Raw genomic sequence first — 23634 nt, forward strand, 5'->3', positions numbered from 1 at the left:
TCCCTTTCTACAACTGAATTGTCAGTTGGCTGGTGGCGTGAAACTTGAGCCAATAGACGCTCAACGCCAGCGTGAGAAAGAAAACCACGTTTCCGGCTTTTGTCCGTCCAAAGTAGTTCAGCGCCATAACGGCTGTAAGTAACGCAAATAAAAGCGCGATCATGGCTCGGTCCTCCCCTCCCGTGCAACGATTGCAATGGTGGTGATACTGTCAGGCCCGCTGCCATCTGGCAAGTTTTGGGATCGTCCGTTCGCCTTAAGTGCGAGCGAACCCTAGCCGCACACCACCAATTGAGTCTGCCATTCGCGGCAGCACGCAGCCAGTTCGGATGTGACGGGTGCGTCTGTATAGAACGTGTCGATTTCGGACAATGACGTGATGCGGGCCGGGGCCGACCGCTGGAATTTCGAGTGGTCTGCAACAAGGCTGGTATGCCGCGCCTGCGCGATGATCGTCTGGCTGACATTCACTTCCTGAAAATCGAAATCCAGCAGATCGCCTTCGTCATCCAACGCAGAACAGCCTATGACCGCGTAGTCAAACTTGAACTGGCGAATGGTCGAAACGGTCAGGTTTCCGATCAGGCCCCCATCGGAGCGGCGCAGAACACCACCAGCGACCACGATCTCGCATTCGGGGTTTTCGACCAGAATGTTGGCCACGTTCATATTGTTGGTCACGACCATCAGGTTCTTGTGGGTCAGAAGTTGCCGCGCCACGGCCTCGGTCGAGGTGCCGATATTCATGAACACCGATGCTCCGTCCGGAATGTCGGCGGCACACCGTTTGGCAATGCGTTTCTTGGCTTCGTCGTTCAGTCCGCGGCGGTCTTCGTAACCGATATTCGAAACGCCCGACCTCAGAACCGCGCCGCCGTGAACGCGGTCCAGCATCCCGGAATCGGACAGTTCCGACAGGTCCCGACGAATGGTCTGGACGGTGACATTGAACCGCTCGGCCAGATCCTCGACCGCGACACGTCCGTTTTGCTTGGCAAGGCTCAGGATGTCGGATTGGCGAAAGGACAGGGACATATTCGGCTCCGCGGGTGTGGCTCTGTTCGTTTTTGTTCTTTTTGGGCATCTAGCGCAAGCCTGATGTTTTCCCGACTGGGTGCCGAAGAAGAAAGAAGTGAACGACGACCAAGTTGCACGAGATGCGACAAAGCGAACAAAAACGAAAATCGAAATTGACTAAACGAGTGTCGGTCGCGTTAATGCGCGCGACCCTTTTGCAAATGGAATCATCAGACATGGAACAGTCGGACACCCAGATCACCGATCTTTTCATCATCGGTGGCGGCATCAATGGCTGCGGCATCGCGCGCGACGCCGCAGGGCGCGGGTTGAGCGTCACGCTCGCCGAGATGAACGATCTGGCTTCGGCCACTTCGTCAGCTTCGACCAAGCTGTTTCACGGAGGGCTGCGCTATCTGGAGTATTTCGAGTTCCGTCTGGTCCGCGAGGCCCTGATCGAACGTGAAACGCTTTTGCGTGCCATGCCGCATATCAGTTGGCCGATGCGGTTCGTTCTGCCGTATCACCCGGACATGCGGTTTGACTCTGAAACGCCCACGTCGCGCCTGTTGGGGGCGGTCATGCCGTGGATGAAGGGGCGGCGGCCTGCCTGGCTGATCCGTTTGGGGCTGTTCATGTATGACAACCTGGGCGGCCGGAAGATCCTGCCGGGAACAAGTTCATTGAACCTGCGCACGGCGCCCGAGGGTGCGCCGCTGAAGGACAAGTTCGAAACCGCGTATGAGTATTCCGATTGCTGGGTCGAGGATTCAAGGCTGGTGATCTTGAACGCACGCGATGCAGAGGCACGCGGCGCGCGGATCTTGGTGGGCACCAAGGTTCTGTCGGCCGAACGCAGCGAAGATGTTTGGCAGATCACCGTGCAGGATTGCGAAAGCGGTGAAACCCGTGAACTGCGCGCGCGGATGCTGATCAATGCGGGCGGGCCGTGGGTTGGAGACATCATTCGGACCAAGATCCGTTCGAACTCACGCGAGGGCGTGCGGCTGGTGCGCGGCAGCCATATCGTGACGCCGCGTCTCTGCGACCATGACAAATGCTACTTCTTCCAAGGTGAGGACGGGCGCATCATCTTCGCCATTCCCTATGAGCAGGACTTCACTCTGATCGGGACCACTGATCAGGACCACCCCGATCCGTCCGAGCCGCCCGTCTGCACCGAGGCCGAGCAAAATTATCTGTGCGCCTTCGCGTCCAAATACTTCAAGAAGCCGGTCTCGCGTGACGACATCATCTGGACCTACTCCGGCGTGCGCCCGCTGTATGATGATGGCGCCCAAAGCGCCACGGCAGCGACGCGGGACTACACATTGAAAGTGGACGCCGAGGGCGGCGCGCCGGTCCTCAACGTGTTTGGCGGCAAGATCACAACCTATCGCCGCCTTGCCGAAAGCGCGATGGAGAAGGTGGCCGAGCACTTCCCAGACCTCTCTGGCCCTTGGACTGCGGGAGTTGCTCTGCCGGGTGGGGATTTCCCGGTCGACGGGGTAGAGGCACTGGTTGCCGGATTGAAGGCTGACTACGGATTCCTCACCGACAAATGGGCGCACCGTCTGGTACATGCGTACGGCACCGAAGCACGCATTATCCTCGGGAACGCGGTCCAGGCCGATGATCTGGGCGTCGATTTTGGCGCGACCCTGACCGAGCGTGAGCTCGAATGGCTGATCGACAAGGAATATGCCCGTACAGCGCAGGATGTGATCTGGCGTCGAAACAAACTGGGACTGCGCCTGAAACCCGAGCAGGTTGAGCAGATCGAGGCCTGGATGCAGAAGCGTCGTCAGCAACAACGGAAAACCGCTTAATTACCCACCAAAGAAAAACGCCCCGCGGATGTCGCGGGGCGTTTCTTTTTTCTCGGTCAGGCCGCCTTTTCGGAGGGGTCGGGATCCTTGTTCGTGCCCTTGATCCACTCTCGCATGCTCTGCATCACCGCATAGAGGACCGGCACCAGGATCACCCCGAACAGGGTCGCGGCGAGCATCCCGCCAAATACGGCCACACCAATCGCCTTCTGGCTGGCGGCACCAGCACCGCTGGCTGCCAGCAGGGGCACAACGCCCAGCAGGAAGGACAGCGCGGTCATCATGACGGCCCGGAAACGCTGATGCGCAGCCTCGGCGGCGGCGTCCTTGACAGACAGACCCTTGGCCCTCTGCTCCATCGCGAATTCCACGATCAGGATGCCGTTCTTTGACGCAAGCCCCACCAGCATGATCATCCCGATCTGCGTGTACAGGTTGATGTCACTGCCCACGATCGCCACCGCCGCAACCGCTCCGAACAGGGCCACGATCACCGACAGCAGGATCGAGACCGGCATCGTCCAACTTTCGTATTGGCCGACCAGGAACAAATACCCGAACAAAATAGCCAGCCCCAGGATCACCACGACCAGCCCGCCGGATGCCAGCTGTTGCTGGGCGGTTCCGGTCCATTCAAAGGCATATCCCGGGGGCAGGGCGGTCGCCGACTCTTCTGTCATCACGGTGATTGCGTCACCGGTCGACAGACCTTCGGCCGGAACCGCTGTCACCGTCGCGGAACGGAACAGGTTGTGGCGTTTCAACAGAACCGGGCCAAGCACGTTTTCGACGTCGATGAGCGTTCCCAGCGGGACCATCTCACCGGTGTTCGAGCGGACGTACAGGTTCGAGATGTCCTCGACATTGTCACGATACGACCCTTCGGCTTGGATCATCACGCGATAGACGCGGCCGAACAGATTGAAGTCGTTCACATAGTACGAGCCAAGCTGAGCCTGCATGGTCTGGAAGATTTCGGCGACCGATACGTTCAGCGTTTTTGCCTTTTCCCGATCCAGATCCACGAACAGCTGCGGGACGTTGGCCCGGAAAGTCGTGTAGGCTTGGCCGATTTCAGGCCGCTGGTTGGCCGCGTAGACAAAGGATCCCACGGCCGAGGCCAAATCCTGCGGCGAGCCGCCTCCGGTTTGTTGAACCTCCATTTCCACGCCCGCCGACATGCCAAGACCTTGGATCGGTGGCGGGTTGAACGCGACGATCGAGGCGGCGGATTCGCCGTTGGCGATGGCCAGTACCTTCTGCAGGATGGCGTCCGCCGTCAGATCCTCGTCTTGCCGTTCATCCCAGTTGTCGAGGTTGACGAAAACAGCTGCACCGTTGGTGATGGTTCCGTTCAGCAGTGAGAAACCGTTGATCAGAACGGTATTCGCCACGCCCGGAATCTCGCGGATCTGGTCATCGACACGTTTGGATACCGCCTCGGTTCTCTCCAGTGTGGCCGCGTCGGGCAATTGGATGTCGACGAACAGATAGCCGTTGTCCTCAAGCGGCAGGAACCCGCTGGAGGTGTTCGACATGATCGTCACGCCGCCAAAGGCAAACCCCGCGATGATCCCAAGCGAGACCACGGGGATGATCAGCAGCTTGCGTACGATGGACACATAGCCTGCGCGCATCGTCCCGATGAATTTCTCGAACACCGCCAGCAGACCCTTGGGTGGGCCTGAACGTGCCTGAAGGACCAAACCGCACAGCGCCGGGGACAAGGTCAGCGCATTGATGGACGAGATGACGACGGCGGTCGAGATCGTAACCGCGAACTGTGAATACAGCCGCCCCGAGATACCGGGCATGAAGGTCACGGGCACGAACACGGCTAGCAGAACCAGAGTTGTCGCAATGACGGGGCCAGTAATCTGCCCCATGGCTTTGCGGGTCGCTTCGGCCGGCGACAGGCCTTCCTCGGCGATGATCCGTTCCACGTTCTCGACGACCACAATCGCGTCGTCGACCACGATCCCGATGGCTAGCACGAGTGCGAAAAGCGAGATTGTGTTCAGCGACATCCCGAACAGCAGCAGGAACGCAAATGTCCCGATCAATGAGACCGGAATCGCTACCGCCGGAATGATGGTCGCCCGCCAACTGCCCAAGAAGATGAACACGACCGAAATCACCAGGATGAAGGTCAGAACCAGCGTCGATACCACGTCGTTGAGGGATTGTTCGACGAAATCGGTGGTGTTGAACGGAACGTCGTATTCGACATCCGTCGGAAAGGCGCGCGACAGGCGCTCCAGTTCTGTCTGAACCCGATCGGACACCGCCAGCGCATTGGCGCCCGGCGCTTGATAGATGCCGATGACGGTGGCAGGTACGGCTTGATATAAACCGGAGGCGGCATAGTACTGAGCGCCCAGTTCGACCCGCGCGATGTCGCGGACCCGTACGATCGAGCCGGCGTCGCCGGTGCGGATCACGATATCGCCGAATTCCTTGGCAGACGTGAGGCGTCCCTTGGTCTTGATCGTGTACTGAAAGGTCTGGCCTTCAGGCACCGGCGGGGCGCCGATCGAGCCAGCGGAAACCTCGATGTTCTGTTCGCGAATGGCCGAGATCACGTCACCCGGCGTGATGGAAAGGGCGGCCATCTTGTCGGGATCCATCCAGATCCGCATCGCGTATTCCAGGTTGGTCAGAACGTCGGCCTTGCCCACGCCCTGCACCCGTGCCAGCGCATCCTTGAGGTTGATCGACGCGTAGTTCGACAGGAACACGCTGTCATAGGTGCCGTTGGGCGAGGTCAGGGTGACCAGCAACAGCATGTTGGTCGACGCTTTCTGCGTCACCACCCCCGACGAGGTAACTTCGGTCGGCAGCGAGGACATGGCCTGCGCCACACGGTTCTGCACATTGACTGATGCGATGTCGGGGTCGGTGCCCACCTCGAACGTGATGTTCAGCGAATACGAGCCGTTGTCCGAGGATGTGGACGTCATGTAGATCATGTCATCCACGCCGTTGACCTGCGCTTCGATCGGCGCGGCAACCGTGTTTTCAACGGTTTCGGCGTTAGCGCCAGTGTACGTCGTCGTGACGCTGACCACCGGCGGGGTAATGTCCGGGAATTGGGCAACCGGCAGGACCATGTAGCCGATCGCCCCCATGATTGTCAGCACAAGCGAGATCACAAGTGCCAGCTTGGGCCGGCTGATGAACAGGGCGGAAAACATCAGTTATTCTCCCGGCTGTTCAGAGGCGACAACGGCGTCAACGGCAACACCCGGGCGCACCCTTTGCAGCCCTTCCACGATGACGCTTTCGCCCTCGCGCAGACCTTCCTTGACGATCACGGCAGAACCGACCGTGTCGCCGGTCGTGATGTAGCGCTGTTCGACCATCTGCTTGTCGTTGACGACCAGCACAAACTCTCCGCGTTGATCTCGCTGCAGGGCAGCTTGAGGGATCAGCACCTCAAGCGTAGGCTCGAGCGCCTCGATGTGAACGTTCAGAAAGGCGCCATCCACGATCAGACGTTTGTCGTTTGCAAACTCGGCGCGCAGGGTGATCGCACCGGTCAACGGGTCGATCCGGTTGTCTACGAACACGATCTTGCCGGTTTCTTCCAGCTCGGTACCATTGGGCAGCGTAAGCCGGACAACCGGGCTCTTGTTGCTTTCAGCAAGGGTGGAGGCGGTCTCACCAACGGTCTGAAGAACGGAGGTGAACTGCTTTTCATTCAACGAGAAATTCACGTAAATCGGCGCTTCGCTGATCAGGTTGACCAGCGGTTCCGTGTTGGGGCCGACCACGTCGCCGACGCTGGTGCTGATCCGACCGATCCGGCCGGAAAACGGCGCGTGGATCTGCGTGTAGTCCAGATCAAGCTGCGCCTGTTGAATGGCTGCGTTGGCCGCTTTGACTTCGGCTTCGGCGACCAACTCGTTCGCGCGGGCAATGTCGCGCTCGGATTCCGGCGTTGCGTCGCGCCTGTACAGTTCTTCCTTGCGGGCCAGGTCGACCTTGGCCAGTTCCAGATTGGCTTCGGCCCGATCAAGATCCGCTTTTCGGGCGTCCAGCGTGGCCTGGTACAGGTCGGGCTCAATGGTAAACAGCAGATCACCCTCGTTGACCAAAGAGCCTTCTTCGACATTCCGGCTTTCAAGGAAACCGCTGACACGTGCGATGATGTCCACGTTGTCCGTGGCTTCGGCCCGCCCAATAAAAACAGCCTCCTCGGTGATTTCCTGTGTGTATGCGGCCGCAATCGAAACCTTGGGCGGCGGTGCATCCGACTGATCCTGGGCAAATGCGACCGGTGTAAACGCAAGGCATGCCAGCAGTGTCGCGCAAAGGCCGAGACGCGAGAGCGTTCGATTGCTGGTCGTGTGGGTAAGCGTCTTTTCAACGGTCATTGCGAGTGCCTCATTCAAACCGGGATTTGGGTCGAGCCGGACCGTTCCTGAAGCCCGAGTCGATTAAACTCCAAGTCAGGATGGAGGCATTGTTGAAAATTCTCAAGTATTTGAATTTTAAACGCTCGAACCCTGTCCGGGGATGTCTCGGCCGTCGAACCAATTTCGTCCGACGATTTCATCGGATCGGTCGGGTCAGTTGGCTGAAAAAAAGGGGGCCGCCGGCCCCCTTGCTGTACTCAGCTCCGCACTCCGGCAAAGCGTGTTTGCCAATCTTCGCGCTGTTCGTCGGTGATCTTGGCGAACAGAACGTCCGGCACCGTGAACGCGTGTCCGGCGGGCAGGGCGCTCAGCGCGGCCTCCACGTCCTCGGGCCAGCTGGTATCGAGCGTGTTCATCGCGCTCAGCATTCTGGCCGAAGTTTCAGGGATGAACGGCGCGCTGAGTACTGCATAAAGCCGGATCAGGTTCAGGCCCAGCCGCACCTGCGCGGCGGCCTGTTCCGGGTCTTCTTTGAAGGTGGACCAAGGCGCAGCGGCCTGCAGGTATTCGTTGCCCGCAACCCAGATCGCACGCAGTTCCTGCGCCGATTTGCGGACCTCCATCGCCTCCATGTGCGCCTCGTAGGCGCGAATGCGCTTGGTCAGTTCCTCGATCAGCGCCTGTTCGCGTTCACCGTATTCGCCACCGGACGGAACCTCTTCACCGAATTTCGAGCGGCAGAACTTGGTGATCCGGCTGACGAAATTGCCCAACACGTCCGCCAGGTCCTTGTTGACCGATTGCTGGAAGTTCTCCCAGGTGAATTCGCTGTCGCTGCTTTCGGGCGCATGGCTCAGCAGCCACCAGCGCCAGTAGTCGGCGGGCAGGATGTCCAGCGCCTGGTCCATGAAGACGCCGCGGCCCTGGCTGGTCGAGAACTGTCCGCCGTCATAGTTCAGATAGTTGAACGACTTCAGGTGATCGACCAGCTTCCACGGCTCACCCGAGCCGAGGATGGTGGCCGGGAAGGACAGGGTGTGGAACGGCACGTTGTCCTTGCCCATGAACTGCACATAACGCACGTCGTCAGCGCCCTTGTCGGTGCGCCACCAGCGTTCCCATTCCGCATCCGGCTTGCCGTGGGCGTCGGCCCATTCCTTGGCGCAGGCGATGTATTCGACCGGCGCGTCGAACCAGACGTAGAAGACCTTGCCCTCCATGCCGGGCCAGTCCTCGTCGCCCTTCTTGACCGGGATGCCCCAGTCCAGGTCACGGGTGATGCCGCGGTCCTGCAGGCCGTCGCCGTCATGCAGCCATTTCTTGGCGATCGAGGTGGTCAGCACCGGCCAGTCAGTCTTGCCGTCGATCCAGGCGTCCAGCTGATCCTTCATCGCCGACTGGCGCAGATACAGGTGCTTGGTCTCGCGCACCTCAAGGTCGGTCGAGCCGGAAATGGCGCTGCGCGGGTCGATCAGGTCCGTCGGGTCCAGCTGCTTGGTGCAGTTCTCGCACTGGTCGCCGCGGGCCTTTTCGTAGCCGCAGTTGGGGCAGGTGCCTTCGATGTAGCGGTCGGGTAGGAAACGGCCGTCGGCGTTGGAATAGACCTGCTTTTCGGTCACTTCGCGGATCAGCCCGGCCTCGGCCAGCTTGCCGGCGAAATGCTGGGTCAGCTTGTGGTTCTGCGGGCTGGACGACCGGCCGAAGTGATCGAAGCTGAGGCCAAAGCGTTTGGCGATGTCGGCCTGCACCTCGTGCATCTCGGCGCAGTATTCGGCCACAGGCTTGCCCGCCTTGGCCGCGGCCAGCTCGGCCGGGGTGCCGTGTTCGTCGGTCGCGCACAGGAACATGACCTCGTTGCGGCGGCCGCGCTGGTAGCGCGCGAACAGATCCGCCGGCAGCTGCGAGCCGATCAGGTTGCCAAGGTGCTTGATCCCGTTGATGTAGGGAATTGCCGAGGTAATGAGAATCCGAGCCATGTTTGGTTTCCGCCTAACTGTCTGCGCGCGCTCTATCAAACCGGATCGGGAAATCCCAGCCCCAGAATGCTATCGCCCTTCGCGCGAGCGTTTCAGCAGGCGGCCGATGGTGAAGGACGTGCGCGGCGCGTAGACGTAGTTCGTACGTTCCTCGGGCGTCGGGCGCGAGCGCATCCGGGCCAGTCCAAAGATGATCAGGACCGCGTGGCCCAATGCCACGAAGGCAAACAGCGCGCCGGGGCCGAATTGCTCGATCAGCGTCGAGGAAACATAGGGCGAGGCAATGGCCCCCAGCGCGTACCAGAACATCAGCGCCGCCGACAGTTCCACCCGCTGCTCGGTGGTGGCGAAGTCGTTGGCATGCGCGGATGAGATCGAGAATATCGGAAAGGTCGTTATTCCGAATAATCCTGCGGCCAGCATGACGCCGACGGTGCCCGTGCCGCTGGCAGCCATGGTGATGCTGCAACTGATAACGGCGGCAATCGACATCCAGATCAGCACCCAGCGGCGGTCGTACTTGTCGGCCAGCCACCCGACCGGATACTGCGCCAGCGCGCCGCCCAGTACAAAGGCGGCCAGAAAGAACGCGATCTGATCGACGCCCAGCCCAACCTCTTGTCCGTAGACGGGACCAACCATCCGAAACGAAGCAGAGCTGATGGCCGAGACGATCACTCCAGCCACCGCCAAGGGCGAGCAATGCCAGGCCAGCTTGGGCCGCAAACGCGGTGCGTCCGGGGTTTCGGGCTGGCTGGCGCGCGTCAGGGTCAGCGGCAGCAACGAGGCACAGCACAGGATGGCCAGCAGGTTGTAAGAGACATATGAGGCAGGTGGCAGAACGGCGATGATCAACTGCGCGCTGAGAGAGGCTCCCATATCGGCCAACCGATATGTGCCCATGGCGCGGCCGCGGGTTTCGTTGGTGACTTTGGCGTTCAGCCAGGCCTCGATAACCGTATAACAACCCGCCACGCAGGTGCCCGAGGCAATGCGCAGCGCGGCCCATGCATAGGGGTTTTCGGTCAGCGTGTGGCCAATCAGACCCATCGCGCCCAGAGCCGTGCAGACCGCAAAGGCGCGCGAGTGCCCGATGGATCCCATCAACCTTGGCGCCCACCAGCATCCCGCGAAAAAGCCCAAGAAGTGAGCCGAGCCCAAAAGGCCGATCTGTTCGGTCGAAAACCCCAGCGTCAGGCCGGATATCGCGTCCAGCGGACCCACGCCGCCCGTGGAAAGCTGCAATAGAATGACCGAAAGAAAAAGGGCGGCGAATGAGATGATGGTACGCATGGGTCCAGTAGATGTCCGAATGGCGCATGACGATGCGCGCGGCTATTCGACTTTGTGGTGTCGTTTTCCGCCAGTTTCAGGGTTTTCTGCGAATTTCGGTTCGTATGTTCAATCCCACAGTTTCGTCGACCAGGTCCGCATAGCCGGTGGCGCCGAAATCGTTCCGGTTCAACGCGCCGGTCAAATGGATGAACAGCCGGTTCAGATCGTCCTTTGCGGAACCCGGCGGGCGATAGAGGGCGGCATCAAGAGTGATCGGGCGGGTCACGTCGCGCACCGTCAAATCGCCGGTGACGGTCGCTCCGTCGGAAATGCGTCCGCCGGGGCCTAGGCTGACGGCCGTCGAGACGAAGTGGATAGATGGAAACCGCGCGGCGTCCAACACGGATCGACTTAGCATCGGGCCGCGTGCAAACGGCAGTTTCGTGCGTGCCTCGGCGACGTTCAGGACGACGTCGACCATGCTGTTGCGCAGGTTTTTCGTGTCCACCAGAACGTCAGCGGTCTGGATCGGCATGGTGCCGGTCTGGGCCGAGCCAGCCAGCCCGAATGTGAATTCGATCAATGTCCCTTGTGTTTCAAGTATATACGGAACCGGGGCGGCCACGGCGTGCCGCACCAAGGGCAGCGATGCCAGCCCCGCCAGTACCAGAGTTCGGCGGGTCAGGCGGCTCATGCCGGAACCCGCCCCTGGCGCGGCCGCGAGCGCATCAGCAGTGTCGCAATAATGGCGATGTTCAGCCCGTTCCACAGGATCCCGTTCACGAAGGCCAGTTCATACTGCCCGGTCACGTCATAGATCCAGCCGGACATCCAGCCACCCAGCGCCATGCCCATGATCGTCATCATCATCACGAAACCGACCCGTGCCCCGGCTTCTTGCGGGGGCATGTATTCGCGGACGACCAGCGCATAGCTGGGCACGATGCCGCCCTGCGCCAGTCCGAACAACAGGCTGATGACATAGAGCGACACCATCCCGTCATAAGGCAGGAACAGGAACAGGGCGATGCATTGCAGGATCGACCCGATCAGCAACGTGTGAACGCCGCCCAACTTGTCTGCCACCAGCCCCGAGATGATCCGGCTGACGACACCGCCCATCAGCATGAGCGACAGCATCTCGGCCCCGACCGCCGGGCCATAGCCCAAGCCTACGCAGTAGGAGACGATGTGGACCTGCGGCATCGACATTGCGACGCAGCAGCCAATTCCGGCGAGGCCCAGAACATATTGCAGGGTCCGCGGCGACAGGCCGACGCTGCGCGCGTTGATCTGCGCGGCGGCTGCGGCGGTGCCATGCGCCTCGGCCGGGACCTGCCGGCGCAGCAGCAGCGACAGCGGGATGACAACGATCAGGGTGATGACCGCCAATGTCAGATAGACCTGCTGCCACCCGTCGCGGGCGAGGATACCGGACAGGAGCGTGGGCCAGATCGCGCCGGACAGATAGTTTCCGCTGGCCACCAGCGCCACGGCGATCCCGCGTCGGCGCAGGAACCAGTGCGAGATGTCGGCGATCAGCGGGCCGAACCCGACGGCGGTGCCCAGGCCCAGCAGCAGATGCGCCACCGACAGCATCGTGATCGTCGGCGCCCATGTCGCCAGCAGATAGCTGAGCGCGCTGAGGCCTGCGGCACCGATCAGCGCCTTGGTCACGCCCAGCCGGTCCACCACCTGACCCAGCCACATGTTGCCAAGCGCAAATCCGATCATGGCCAGCGTGTAGGGCATCGAGGCCTCGGCCCGGCTGGCGCCGAACTGGGTCTCGATCGCGGGCATCACCACGATCACCGCCCACATGCCCACATTGGCCACCGCCGCAATGGCCAGCGTGACCAGAAGGCGAAGCCAGGAATAGCGGCTGTCGTGGATCGGATGGGTCATTTCGGCACGCTAGGGGGCGGGATGCAGTTTGACCAGTCACAACTTGCGTGATCCGGGGCCGGTCGGTCAGGCGCAGGTTTCCTCGGCGCCGATCCGTTGCAGGTGCAGCCCGGCGCGCGGCGCGGTCTGGGTGGCGTGCCAGCTGACCGGGGGCAGGGCGCGGGCGCGGCGGCGGGTCAGGGTCCAGCGGCGGGTCTGGCCCGTGTGCGCCGGGGCCATGTGCCAGCGCGTCTCGATCCCCTGCGCGCCGCCGTCGCCCGGGGTCAGCAGCAGCCCCAGCGGGGCCTGACCCATCGTGCCCCCCTGTTCGGCGGCCAGATGCATCCGACGCACCGGCGTCAGGCCCGGTGCCCCCGGCAGATCGCCGATCACCAGCGGCACCGCCCCGCTGCGCAGCGCCTCTTCGATGCACCACAGCAGGTCCTCGGCCCGGGTGGGGCGGACGAACAGGAAACGGGCGGGATCGGCAAAGGGCATCATGCCGTCGGGGTTCAGCTGATCGGCCTCCCACGCGGGCGAGATCCACAGAACCGGCCCCTGCGCCTGACCGGCCAGCCACATGGCAAAGCTGCGCCGCGCGGGGCCGCAGGCCTCGTGCACGCGGGCCAGTTGCAGCGAAATCTCATCATGCAGGGTCAGCCCCGGCGCCGCGCGCGCCGGTTTGCGGCCAAGAAGATGCGTGGACATGGCCGAATGCTAGCATGTTCGCACTTTGTTCTCAATCCCGAAAGCCGCCGTTCAGCGCGACAGGATCATCCGGCCGTCAGAAAACTGGATGTTGGAAAAACGGTGCAGGTAATCCATGCCCAGCAGGGACTGGTCCAGATCTCCTCCGTTGATCCATGCCGCAACATTTCGGTCCGTGATGGGCCCCAACGCCAGGCTGTCGAGGCGCACAGGCGCAGTCTGGACCACCCCATTTGCGGTCGAGGCACGCCCGTGAAAGGTCAGCTGACCGGTATCGAATCCGACGCGCTCCGCGTCCTGCGGGCTCAGCACGATCTGGCTGGCCCCGGTATCCACCAGGAATGTCACCGGTTTGCCATTCACCAGCATCGGCAAGTAGTAGTGCCCGTCGAACGAGCGGGGTACTTCGATCACATCTCCGGTCACGGACATCTGCGGAGATACGCCAACGGTCGAGCGGATGTCGCCCCAAAGGCCGACAACGGCAATGATCCCGATGAAGATGAAGACCCAGGCCATAGCCATCTGCAGGGTCTTCCCCAACGACTGCCGATTGTGAGTGAAGAACCACATCAGCAGTGCGGCTCCCAGCAGAACCAGATAGGCCAACCGTCCAAAATCGTTACCATCCATGCGGGCACCCGAAACCTTCTTTCATAAGGTCAATATGGGGTTTCAGGACGCGAACCCAAAGGCCTTGAGCCCGTCAAGAATGAACTGAACCGACAGCGCGGCCAGCAACATGCCCAGAAGGCGGGTCAGCACGGTCAGGCCGGTCTTGCCCAGAATGCGCGCGATCAGGCCGCTGGACAAGAAGAACAGCAATACAACCGCCATCACGGCAAGCATCACGCCGACAGCGGCAGCGATGCCCTGAATGCCGGGGTGCTCACCGGCCAGAAGGATGATCGTTGCGATCGATCCGGGCCCGGCCACCAGCGGAATGGCCAGCGGAAAGACCGAGGGGTCAGGGTGCTCTTCTTCTTCCGCTCGGTCCTCGCGCCGCTTGTTGCGCCGCTCGAACAGCATGTCGAGCGCGGTCAGAAACAGCAATGCGCCGCCAGCGACCTTGAAAGCCTCCATCGAGATGCCGACAAAGCCGAGAACCGCCTCTCCGAAAGCGGCGAAGGCGATAAGGATGCCCGAAGCGGTCAGGCACGTGCGGTAGGCGACGCGGCGACGGGTGGCCGGGTCCATTCCTTGTGTCAGCGCGACGAAGATCGGTGCGGTGCCAAAGGGATCGATCACAACGAACAGGGTTGTGAACGCGGTTATGAAGAATGCCATTTCGATCATGCGGCGGCCTCTGCGCTTTCCAGCCGCTCGGCGGCGGCGACCCACAGCGCCTCGGCGCGGGACATGGCCTCGACCACCTCGGCGAATTTTCGGTTCCAGGTTTCCAGATCAGCGATCCGGTCATCTTCGTACAAGGCCGGGTCGGACAATTTGGCCGAGAGCTTTTCGTGCATGTCCGTCAATTTCTCCAGCCGTTCCTCGCATTTCCGCAGGTCGGCCCGTAGCGCGAGAATGGTATCGCGAGAGGCGCGTTTGGGTTTGGCGGCCGGTTTTTCCCGGGCCGGTGGTTTGTCGCGCGCCAGCAGCATCTGGCGATAGGCTTCCAGGTCGCCGTCAAAGGGTTTGACCGTGCCGTCCGAGACCAACCACAGCCGATCGGCCACCAGCCCCAGCAGGTGCATGTCGTGGCTGACCAGAACCACAGCACCGGAATAGGCGGTCAGCGCCTCGACCAGGGCCTCGCGGCTTTCGATGTCCAGATGATTGGTCGGCTCGTCGAGGATCAGCATGTGCGGCGCGTCGATCGTCGCGATCAGCAGCGACAGGCGCGCTTTCTGGCCGCCTGAAAGCCGGCCCACCTCGGTTTCGGCCTGATCCGCGCCCAACCCGAAACCGGCCAGACGCGCGCGCAGCTGGGCCGGGGTCTCGGTCGGGCGCAGGCGCCGCAGGTGATCCAGCGGTGTTTCGTCCACATGCAGCTCGTCCACTTGATGCTGGGCGAAATACCCGATGCGCAGCTTGCTGCTGCGAGTCATCTTGCCAGCCATCAGGGGCAACCGGTCCGACAGCAGCTTGGACAGTGTCGATTTTCCCTGACCGTTCTTCCCCAACAGCGCGATCCGGTCGTCCTGATCAATGCGCAGGTTCAGACGGCGCAGCACCTCGGTGTCGCCATAGCCGGTGACGCCGCCTTCGATCTGGATGATCGGGGGCGACAGTTCCTCGGGCTCGGGGAACGAGAAGGCGCGCAAGGCGGCCTCCTGCGGGGTGGAGATCAACTGGATCCGTTCGATCATCTTCAGCCGCGATTGTGCCTGAACGGCCTTGGACGCCTTGTAACGGAACCGGTCAACGAAGCTTTGCAAATGGGCGATGCGGGCCTTGGCCTTGGCGTTTTCGGCCTCGGCCTGGGCCAGACGTTCGGCGCGACGTTCGGCGAACTTGTCATAAGGGACCGCGTAATAGGTCAGCTGGCGGTCTTCCAGATGCAGGATCGAGCCGACCGCCCGGTTCAGCAGGCCCCGGTCGTGGCTGATGACGATGACCGTATGCGGATATTTCGCCAGATAGCTTTCCAGCCACAGCGCGCCTTCAAGGTCCAGATAGTTGGTCGGTTCGTCCAGCAGCAGCAGATCGGGCTGTGAGAAAAGAACCGCCGCCAGAGCGACGCGCATCCGCCAGCCGCCCGAGAAATCGGAGCAGGGTCGTTGCTGATCGGCATCGTCAAAGCCCAGCCCTTTGAGGATCGTGGCCGCGCGGGCTTCGGCCGACCAGGCGTCGATATCGGCCAGCCGGGTCTGAATCTCGGCAATCCGGTCGGGGTCGGTGGCCTGCTGCGCCTCGGCCATCAGGGCGCTGCGCTCGGTGTCGGCGGCGAGGACCGTGTCGATCAGCGACACATTGGACGAGGGTACCTCTTGCGACACGCCGCCGATCCGCGCGCGGCGGGGCAGGGTGATGCTGCCCGATTCCAGCGCCAACTCGCCCCGGATCAGGCGGAACAGAGTGGTCTTGCCGGTGCCGTTGCGGCCGATCAGACCGACCTTGTGGCCTTCGGGAATGGTCGCGCTGGCGCCCTCGAACAGAGGGCGGCCTTCGACCGAATAGGTGATGTTCTCGATCCGTAGCATGGGCCGCTCTTAGCAGAGCGATACTGGCACCGCCAGACGCAAGCCATGTGCAAACCACACGCGCTGTGCTAGCGCTTTTGCAGATGAACGAAATTCGGATGTTGAGATGCGGGCGGCACAAACTCCACCCTCTTTGGTGACCCTTGTTCTGGCGACGGGGCTGTCCGTGCTGTCGCTGAACATGTTCCTGCCGTCGCTTGCGAACATGGCGGTCGACTTTCGGGCGGATTATGCGCTGGTGAACCTCTCGATCGCGGCCTATCTGGCCGTGTCCGCCGTGCTGCAACTGATCCTTGGGCCAATGTCCGACCGGTTCGGGCGCAGGCCGGTTCTTTTGACCTGCATGGCGGTTTTTGTGACGGCGTCACTTGGCTGTGTTCTGGCGGAGTCGATCTGGACCTTTCTGGGGTTCCGTCTGATGCAGGCCGCCGTGGTCGGGGGCTCGGTGCTGTCTGCCGCGTCGATCCGCGACCAGTTTCTGCCCAACGAGGCCGCAAGCAAGCTGGGATATGTCGCCATGGCAATGGCTTTGGCGCCGATGCTGGGCCCGATGCTGGGTGGCACTTTGGACATGCTGTTCGGGTGGCGGGCCGGGTTCGTCTTTTACACGGTTGCAGGGGCGGCGCTGCTGACGCTGCTCTGGGCGGATATGGGCGAGACCAACCACAACCGGTCCGCCACTTTTGCCGCGCAGATGCGCGAATACCCGCACCTGTTCCGTGCCCGGCGGTTCTGGGGCTACGCGTTGTGCGCGGCATTCTCGATCGGGGGGTTCTACAGTTTCATCACCGGAGCGCCCCTGGTGGCCGCCGCCTGGTTCGATCTGAGCCCCGCCACACTGGGCCTGGGGATCGGCATCATCACCGGCGGTTTCATGGTCGGCAATTTCGTAACGGGTCGGATCGCCGCGCGTACTCGGCTGACGACGATGATTCTGGCCGGGCGCATCATCGCCTCGGTCGGGCCGTTCTGCGGGCTGTTGCTGTTTTTAGGGGGGATGGGGTCGGTCTGGGTGTTTTTTGGATCAGCGATCTTTGTTGGTTTTGGAAACGGTTTGACGAACGCCAACGCGTCTGCGGGCGTCATGTCGGTTCGACCGCAACTGGCCGGCAGCGCGGCGGGCCTGTCGGGCGCTCTGATCGTCGCGCTCGGTGCGGTCATCACTTCGATCACCGGAGCTGCGGTCAGCCCCGAAAACGGCCCGTATCTGGTGCTGTCGATGATGGCAGGCAGCAGCTTTCTGGGCCTTTTGGCCGTTCTGTATGTCCGTTGGGTGGATGCACGGGACCCGCTTCCCGACGCAATCTGACGCCCAAAGGCGCGATCGCGCCATCATTCCACTTTTCACGGGCGAAATACCGTGTTAGGCGGCGCGCGATGAATTTCGCGCGGCCCAGCCCGCGCCGTCAGACCAAGGAGAGGCCCGATATGGCACTGGAACGCACTTTTTCGATCATCAAGCCCGATGCAACCCGCCGCAACCTGACCGGCAAGATCAACGCCAAGTTCGAGGAAGCCGGCCTGCGCATCGTCGCGCAGAAGCGCATCCACATGACCAAGGAACAAGCCGGCAAGTTCTACGAAGTTCATGCCGAGCGTCCGTTCTATGACGAACTGTGCGAGTTCATGTCGTCGGCACCGGTTGTCGTTCAGGTTCTGGAAGGCGAAAACGCCATCGCCAAGAACCGTGAAGTCATGGGTGCAACCAACCCCGCCGATGCGGCACCGGGCACCATCCGCGCCGAATTCGCCGAGTCCGTCGGTGAGAACTCGGTTCACGGCTCGGACGCGCCGGAAACCGCAGCGGTTGAGATCGCATATTTCTTCTCGGGCATCGAACTGGTCGGCTAAGCCGCACCACGATACCTGTCGAGATTGCCGCGTCCGATTTCGGGCGCGGTTTTTTGTTGGTCAGACGGATTTCAGATCGTCAGGGCCGACACGTACACCGATGGCATCCAGATCCGCGACGATCCGGGACGCCGGAGCCTGGTTCGTTGACGATTTCAAAGCATCGAACCTTGCGCGCAGGGCTTTCTTTTCTTCGCCCTTGCAATCGTTCCAGGGGCGGCCTTGCAAGCCCATGACCAACACGTAATAGCCGATGAAATGAGGCCGGGTTCCGGCCTGTATCAGCCGGGCATAAGCCGCATCGGCACCAAGTTCGCGTAGCTCTTCGGCCGAGTGGATGCCCGCACGGGCACAGGCCTGCTCGAAAGCAGGTCCAAGATTGCGGATGGAAGACACAGGTTCGGGCATGTTTCTTTCTTAGCTTTGCCAGGGCGTGCTGTCACTGCCCGCCGGAACGTTGTGCGACGAATTCTGTTGCGCTAGGCATTGAGCGACGGGTCCGTGCAGGAGGGGGAAGGAATTGACAAGCGACATCAGCAATCTGGACCTGATGAACCCGCCCGAGGGCTTCATCGACAATCCCTTCCCGTTTTATGATGCGCTGCTGTCTTCGGCGCCGGTTCTGGCGCAGCCCGATGGCTCGGTTCTATTGTCGCGGCACGCTGATCTGGACCGGATCTATCGGGACACGACCCTGTACTCGTCCGACAAAAAGGCCGTGTTCGGACCAAAGTTCGGTCCGGGATCACCATTGTTCGAGCATCACACCACCTCGCTGGTGTTCTCGGATCCGCCGTTGCACACGCGGGTTCGCAAAATCATGACTTCGGCCCTGACCCCGCGCGCCATCGCCCGGATGGAGCCCGGTTTGATCCAGACTGTCGATCTCTTGCTGGATCGCCTGGAAGACAAGCGGCAAGTGGATCTGATCGAAGACTATGCCGCCACCATCCCGATCCAGATCATCGGAAACCTTCTGGACGTACCGGTGGACGAGCGCGAACCGCTGCGCGACTGGTCCCTGGCGATTCTTGGGGCGCTCGAACCGGCATTGACCGCCAAGCAACTCGAGGACGGCCATGCGGCCGTTCGGGACTTCAAGGAGTATCTGGCCGATCTGGTGGCCCGGCGCAGGGCCACGCCCGGCGACCCCGAAACCGACGTCCTGACCCGGTTGATCCGCGGTGAAGGGGCCGACGAAAAGTTGAGTGAAATCGAGTTGCTTCAGAATTGCATCTTCATTCTGAATGCGGGTCATGAGACCACGACGAACCTGATCGGAAACGGGTTGGCCTTGCTGCATGACCACCCGGAGCAGCGTCAGCGGCTTATGGATGATCCAAGCCTGATCAATACGGCGGTCGAAGAGGTTTTGCGGTTCCGTTCACCCAACCAGTTCGGCAACCGGGAAACGACGGCTGACATCGTGATTGACGGGTGTCCGATAGCCAAGGGCACCAACCTTCATCTGTGTATCGGCGCTGCAAACAGGGACCCGGTTGTGTTCCCAGACCCGGGCGGGTTCGACATTTCGCGCAAACCGAACCGTCACCTTGCCTTTGCCGGCGGGCCGCACGTTTGCGCAGGTCTTACACTTGCGCGCCTTGAAGGGCGGGTCGCCCTGTCGCGGTTCGTGACACGGTTCCCAGATTTCCAACTGTCCGATGAACGTGTCAGAGGTGGGCGTATGCGGTTCCGCGGATATGCTTCCTTGCCCGCGTCCCTTTGATCGACAAAAGGGGTGGGGCGTTAACCTAGGGTTTTTGCGCCAGCTTCAGAACTGCCTTCAGCCCGGGATCCGCATTCTGGGCACTGAAGCCCCCGCCATGCATGCGGGTGATGGCCGCCACCAAAGCCAGTCCGAGGCCTGAGTTTCGGTCCGACCGCGCGGGATCGAGCGTGACGAAGGGCAGTTGAAGCTGCGACAGCATCTCGGCCGGCACGCCCGGGCCGCGGTCGCGGACACTCAGCAGGGCAAACGGGCCGTCTTCGCGCAGTTCGATGGAAATTGCAGTTCCTTCAGGGGCATAGCGCATGGCGTTTTCCAGAAGGTTCGACAGGGCCTGCGACAGCAAAGGGCGGTGCCCCATGATCGGAGCCGCCCGACCCGTGACCTCGAGGCGCACATCCTTGTCGGCCGCGACCGGTTCGTACAACTCCACGGCATCGTTGACCAAGCGCTCAAGATCCACAGGTTCAAACTGCTCCCGCCCCAGCCCGGCCTCGGCGCGTGAGATCTCGGTCAGCTGCCCGAGAACCCGCAACACGTGATCGATTTCGGCCGTTGCCCGGGCGATGTCGACCTCACGATCCAGGTCGCTTTTGCCTGGCTCGGCCAAGGCGACCACCCGCTGCTTCAACCGGGACAGAGGTGACCGCAGATCATGCGCGATCGAGTTCGACGTGGTGCGCAAGTTGCTGACCAACTCTTCGATCCGGTCCAGCATGTTGTTCAATGTGCCTGCCATCTGGTCGAATTCGTCGCCGGTCCCACGCTGTGGCATTCGTTGGGACAGGTCGCCGGACACGATGGTTTCTGCGGTGTCGGCGATATCCTTCAGCCGCGAAAACACCAGACGGGTCAAAAGCCAACCGGTCAGAATGCTCAGCGCAAGGGCCGCGCCCAGGGCCAGCGCCACCGAATGAAACAGCACCCGGTCGAACTGTTGACGGGCGAGGGCGTCGCGGCCAACCAACAGCCTTTCGCCGCCGGGCAGCAGGATCGATGCGGCGGAGATCGGGACCAGCTGATCCGTCTCGGTTCTGCGCAGTTCCAGATCCACCCACCCACTGCCAGCGGCGATGCCATCGGGCCATCGCTTGAGGTTGCCGGCCAAGGTTTTTCCCGAGCGGTCAGCCAACAGATAAAGCGCATCGCGCTCGGACGCGGTCGGAAGCCGGCGTTCGATGGCCACCATCAGACCGACCAGCCCCAGGCGTTCGTACTCGTCCGCCAGCCCGGTCAGCTCGGCGGACACGACAGATCGGGTTTCGCCTTCGATCGTGCGGTTGGCGGTGATATAGACTAGCAACAATACGGCCGCGGTCAGCAATGTGCTGAGCACCATGCTGGCCAGCACCAACCGTGTCCTGGAGTCCTTGAACGACAAGGGCGACTTAACCATCAGAAACCATGTAACCGGCCCCGCGCACGGTTTCGATCAGTGGTGGTTCACCACCTTCATCCAATTGCCGACGCAGTTTGGAGATGTGAACGTCGACGACGTTTGTGTTCGGGTCGAAATGATAGTCCCAGACACCTTCGAGAAGCATCGTCCTCGACACCACCCGGTTTTTCCGCCGAAGGAAGAATTCCAGAATCTGGAACTCTCTGGGCGTCAGGGTGATCTCGCGACCGTTGCGCGTGACCTTTCGGGTCAGCAGATCCATTTCAAGGTCGCGGCATTTGAGGGTCGGGGTTTCCTCGGATTCCTGAGGCCGGCGTAACAGGGCTTCGATCCGGGCATGAAGTTCCTGAAATGAGAAAGGCTTGACCAGATAGTCGTCGGCACCCGCATGCAGCCCTTTCACCCGTTCGTCCACGGCGCTCATGGCTGTCAGCATCAGAACCGGTGTCTTGACGCCGGCGGCGCGCATCGACTTGATCAGGGCCAGCCCGTCCAGCCCGGGCAGCATCCTGTCCAGAACGACCGCGTCAAATCCGCCGTCGGTCGCGTGGTACAAACCTTCGCGGCCGTCCTCGGCGCATTCGACGACATAACCTTCCTCGCCAAATCCCTTGGCGATGAAGTCCCGCGTGTCTTCATCATCCTCAACGATCAACAGACGTCTGCTCATGGTCGGATTTCCTTTCACTCAGGATATAATCACGTATGGACAGGTAAAAAAACTGCCGGGTGCGAAATCCGCACCCGGCAATCCCGACAGCACGTGGACAAATCGTGTCCGTCAGGAGATGCGCGCACCGGATATCCCCATCATGCGGTGCGCGCGGGACGCAGGTCAGGCGATCTCGACGGCGACGAAGATCTGATTGCCGCCGCGGTTGATCAGCATCAGCGCCGGATCGGTCTTCTGATCTTCGAGCGCGGATTTGAGCGCCTCGGGTGTTTCCACATCCTGGTTGCCCAGCTTCACGATCACGTCGCCCTGCCGCAGACCGGCCTTGGCCGCCGGGCTGTCCGGCTTGAGCGAAGTGACGACCACGCCGTGCACGTTCTCGGGAACTCCGATCTGCGCACGAGTCGCTTCGGACAGCGGTGCTACGGTGACACCCAGCGTCTTGCCCGCCACCGCGTCATCGGTCGGTTCCGCGTTTGCCGCCATCTGTGCCGAATGCTGCCCGATCGTGACGTTCAGGGTCTCTTCCTTGCCATTGCGCAGGACGGTGACCTTGCTGTCGGTCCCGACGGCCGTGGTACCAACGAGCACCGGCAGTTCACTGCTCGAGTCGACCTGTTCGCCATTGAAGGCGATAATCACGTCACCCTGTTGCAGCACGCCTTGAGCGGGGCTGTCCGGCAGAACCTCGGACACCAGTGCGCCGACAGTGCCATCGACACCCATCGCTGCTGCCAGCTCGGGGCTGATGTTCTGGATCGATACACCCAGCCAGCCGCGGCTGACCTGGCCATCGTCACGCAGGTCCGCAGCGATGTGCTCGACGATGTTCGAAGTCACGGCAAAGCCCAGTCCGACCGAACCGCCACTGGGCGAATAGATTGCCGAGTTCACCCCGACGACTTCACCGTCCATGTTGAACAGGGGACCGCCCGAGTTGCCTTTGTTGATGGCTGCATCGGTCTGAATGAATTCAGCGTAGGGGCCTTCCGAGATATTGCGTCCCTTGGCGGACACGATGCCGGTCGTGACGGTCGAACTCAGGCCGAACGGGTTGCCGATGGCGACCACGTCTTCGCCCACGCGGATGTCGTCGCTATCCCCCAGCGGGACCGGCTGCAGCGCCTCATCCGCGTCGATCTTGAGCAGCGCGATATCGGTCAGGGGATCGGTCCCCACGACTTCAGCCTCGTACGAGCGATCATCGTTCAGGCGCACGGTGATCTTGCTGGCTTTGTCGACGACGTGGTGGTTTGTGATGATATAGCCATCTTCATCCAATACGAACCCGGACCCGAGGCCCTGACTGGGACCACGGCGCGGGGCGTCAAAGCCTTCGGGAATCCCGAAACGTTTGAAGAACTCACCAAAAGGCTGGCCTTCGAAATCAAACTCCTGGCCGCTCGCTGGCGACGGGGCCGCGTCAATCGAGGCAATGACGGTTACCACGGACGGTGAAACGGTCTCGACCAGATCCGCCAGGGCTTCGTCGGCCTGCGACGGAATGGCGGTCGCGGCCAGCAACGCCGCGCTCAGCGCGGTGGCGCTAAACAGCCCTGAGGTGCGAGGAAGAATAAGGGGGGATTTGCGGATGCTCATGTTGACTAGGTCTCCTTGGTTCGGCGCTTGTTGATGTGCGCTTTGCAGGGAACATGAGCCAACAGTCTTTGCGTTTTCTGACTGATCAATTAATAAATCTTAATTTTGCCACATTGCAGGCGTCTGGTAGCGCTCGCAATCCCGGGAATCGGCCGTGGGAGTTGCCGGTCGAATCGGTGGATTGTTGCCG

The 23634-nt window shown here is 61.7% G+C and carries 20 protein-coding genes; 4 read left to right on the forward strand and 16 right to left on the reverse strand.

Annotated elements, in window-relative coordinates:
* Positions 1 to 7: 7 nt before the first annotated feature.
* Together ACR0JC_RS01215 and ACR0JC_RS01220 are read right to left on the reverse strand one after the other, a co-directional pair.
* Complete coding sequence (locus ACR0JC_RS01215) at positions 8 to 163, reverse strand: DUF5993 family protein (protein ID WP_170339565.1); 156 nt, start codon at positions 161 to 163, stop codon at positions 8 to 10.
* Positions 164 to 273: 110 nt separating this feature from the next.
* Positions 274 to 1035, reverse strand: coding sequence for a DeoR/GlpR family DNA-binding transcription regulator (locus ACR0JC_RS01220; protein WP_170339563.1), 762 nt, complete (start codon positions 1033 to 1035; stop codon positions 274 to 276).
* A gap of 218 nt (positions 1036 to 1253) precedes the next feature.
* On the opposite strand from ACR0JC_RS01220, the gene glpD reads away from it, so the two are divergent.
* Positions 1254 to 2846, forward strand: a complete 1593-nt coding sequence (gene glpD, locus ACR0JC_RS01225) for a glycerol-3-phosphate dehydrogenase (protein ID WP_170339562.1) — start codon at positions 1254 to 1256, stop codon at positions 2844 to 2846.
* A gap of 56 nt (positions 2847 to 2902) precedes the next feature.
* Here the strand turns inward: glpD and ACR0JC_RS01230 are convergent, their stop codons facing one another.
* The 10 genes from ACR0JC_RS01230 to ACR0JC_RS01275 all read right to left on the reverse strand — a co-directional run bounded on the left by ACR0JC_RS01230 (position 2903) and on the right by ACR0JC_RS01275 (position 16193).
* The gene (locus tag ACR0JC_RS01230; protein WP_170339559.1) at positions 2903 to 6040 is read right to left on the reverse strand and encodes an efflux RND transporter permease subunit; all 3138 of its coding nucleotides are present in this window, start codon (positions 6038 to 6040) and stop codon (positions 2903 to 2905) included.
* 3 nt (positions 6041 to 6043) lie between these two features.
* On the reverse strand, positions 6044 to 7222 hold the full coding sequence (locus tag ACR0JC_RS01235) for an efflux RND transporter periplasmic adaptor subunit (RefSeq protein WP_170339557.1): 1179 nt from the start codon (positions 7220 to 7222) through the stop codon (positions 6044 to 6046).
* Between the two features lie 239 nt (positions 7223 to 7461).
* On the reverse strand, positions 7462 to 9180 hold the full coding sequence (gene metG / locus ACR0JC_RS01240; protein WP_170339555.1) for a methionine--tRNA ligase: 1719 nt from the start codon (positions 9178 to 9180) through the stop codon (positions 7462 to 7464).
* 69 nt (positions 9181 to 9249) lie between these two features.
* Positions 9250 to 10473, reverse strand: a complete 1224-nt coding sequence (locus tag ACR0JC_RS01245) for an MFS transporter (RefSeq protein WP_170339553.1) — start codon at positions 10471 to 10473, stop codon at positions 9250 to 9252.
* 76 nt (positions 10474 to 10549) lie between these two features.
* Positions 10550 to 11149, reverse strand: a complete 600-nt coding sequence (locus ACR0JC_RS01250; protein ID WP_170339550.1) for a YceI family protein — start codon at positions 11147 to 11149, stop codon at positions 10550 to 10552.
* Entirely contained in the window at positions 11146 to 12360 is a 1215-nt protein-coding gene (locus tag ACR0JC_RS01255; RefSeq protein ID WP_170339548.1) for an MFS transporter, read from the reverse strand. The genes ACR0JC_RS01250 and ACR0JC_RS01255 overlap by 4 nt, the downstream gene beginning before the upstream one ends.
* Positions 12361 to 12426: 66 nt before the next feature.
* Positions 12427 to 13047 (reverse strand): ImuA family protein, encoded by a 621-nt coding sequence (locus ACR0JC_RS01260; protein ID WP_093961848.1) that lies wholly within the window; start codon positions 13045 to 13047, stop codon positions 12427 to 12429.
* Between the two features lie 51 nt (positions 13048 to 13098).
* On the reverse strand, positions 13099 to 13680 hold the full coding sequence (locus ACR0JC_RS01265) for a retropepsin-like aspartic protease family protein (RefSeq protein WP_170338984.1): 582 nt from the start codon (positions 13678 to 13680) through the stop codon (positions 13099 to 13101).
* A gap of 42 nt (positions 13681 to 13722) precedes the next feature.
* Positions 13723 to 14343, reverse strand: coding sequence for a MarC family protein (locus ACR0JC_RS01270; RefSeq protein WP_093961850.1), 621 nt, complete (start codon positions 14341 to 14343; stop codon positions 13723 to 13725).
* Positions 14340 to 16193, reverse strand: coding sequence for an ABC-F family ATP-binding cassette domain-containing protein (locus tag ACR0JC_RS01275; protein WP_480763029.1), 1854 nt, complete (start codon positions 16191 to 16193; stop codon positions 14340 to 14342). The genes ACR0JC_RS01270 and ACR0JC_RS01275 overlap by 4 nt, the downstream gene beginning before the upstream one ends.
* A 106-nt stretch (positions 16194 to 16299) precedes the next feature.
* Between ACR0JC_RS01275 and ACR0JC_RS01280 the strand changes: the two genes are divergently transcribed.
* Together ACR0JC_RS01280 and ndk are read left to right on the forward strand one after the other, a co-directional pair.
* Positions 16300 to 17502 carry a multidrug effflux MFS transporter gene (locus ACR0JC_RS01280; RefSeq protein ID WP_170339542.1) on the forward strand — a complete coding sequence of 401 codons (1203 nt, stop codon included), beginning with the start codon at positions 16300 to 16302 and terminating at the stop codon, positions 17500 to 17502.
* A gap of 119 nt (positions 17503 to 17621) precedes the next feature.
* A complete protein-coding gene (gene ndk, locus ACR0JC_RS01285) occupies positions 17622 to 18044 on the forward strand; it encodes a nucleoside-diphosphate kinase (RefSeq protein ID WP_027237357.1) in 423 nt (140 codons plus the stop codon).
* Positions 18045 to 18104: 60 nt separating this feature from the next.
* On the opposite strand, the gene ACR0JC_RS01290 is transcribed toward ndk, so the two are convergent.
* Positions 18105 to 18452 carry a TfoX/Sxy family protein gene (locus ACR0JC_RS01290; protein ID WP_170339541.1) on the reverse strand — a complete coding sequence of 116 codons (348 nt, stop codon included), beginning with the start codon at positions 18450 to 18452 and terminating at the stop codon, positions 18105 to 18107.
* Positions 18453 to 18594: 142 nt separating this feature from the next.
* Between ACR0JC_RS01290 and ACR0JC_RS01295 the strand changes: the two genes are divergently transcribed.
* The gene (locus ACR0JC_RS01295; RefSeq protein WP_170340071.1) at positions 18595 to 19773 is read left to right on the forward strand and encodes a cytochrome P450; all 1179 of its coding nucleotides are present in this window, start codon (positions 18595 to 18597) and stop codon (positions 19771 to 19773) included.
* A gap of 25 nt (positions 19774 to 19798) precedes the next feature.
* Here ACR0JC_RS01295 and ACR0JC_RS01300 read toward each other — a convergent pair whose 3' ends face one another.
* The 3 genes from ACR0JC_RS01300 to ACR0JC_RS01310 all read right to left on the reverse strand — a co-directional run bounded on the left by ACR0JC_RS01300 (position 19799) and on the right by ACR0JC_RS01310 (position 23444).
* Entirely contained in the window at positions 19799 to 21124 is a 1326-nt protein-coding gene (locus tag ACR0JC_RS01300; protein ID WP_480763032.1) for a sensor histidine kinase, read from the reverse strand.
* Positions 21125 to 21161: 37 nt separating this feature from the next.
* Positions 21162 to 21842: a response regulator transcription factor gene (locus tag ACR0JC_RS01305; protein WP_093961855.1), complete on the reverse strand. Its 681-nt coding sequence runs from the start codon at positions 21840 to 21842 to the stop codon at positions 21162 to 21164.
* Positions 21843 to 22007: 165 nt separating this feature from the next.
* Positions 22008 to 23444, reverse strand: coding sequence for a DegQ family serine endoprotease (locus ACR0JC_RS01310; protein WP_170339539.1), 1437 nt, complete (start codon positions 23442 to 23444; stop codon positions 22008 to 22010).
* Positions 23445 to 23634: the final 190 nt, after the last annotated feature.

Source organism: Ruegeria sp. CH5, assembly GCF_056537025.1.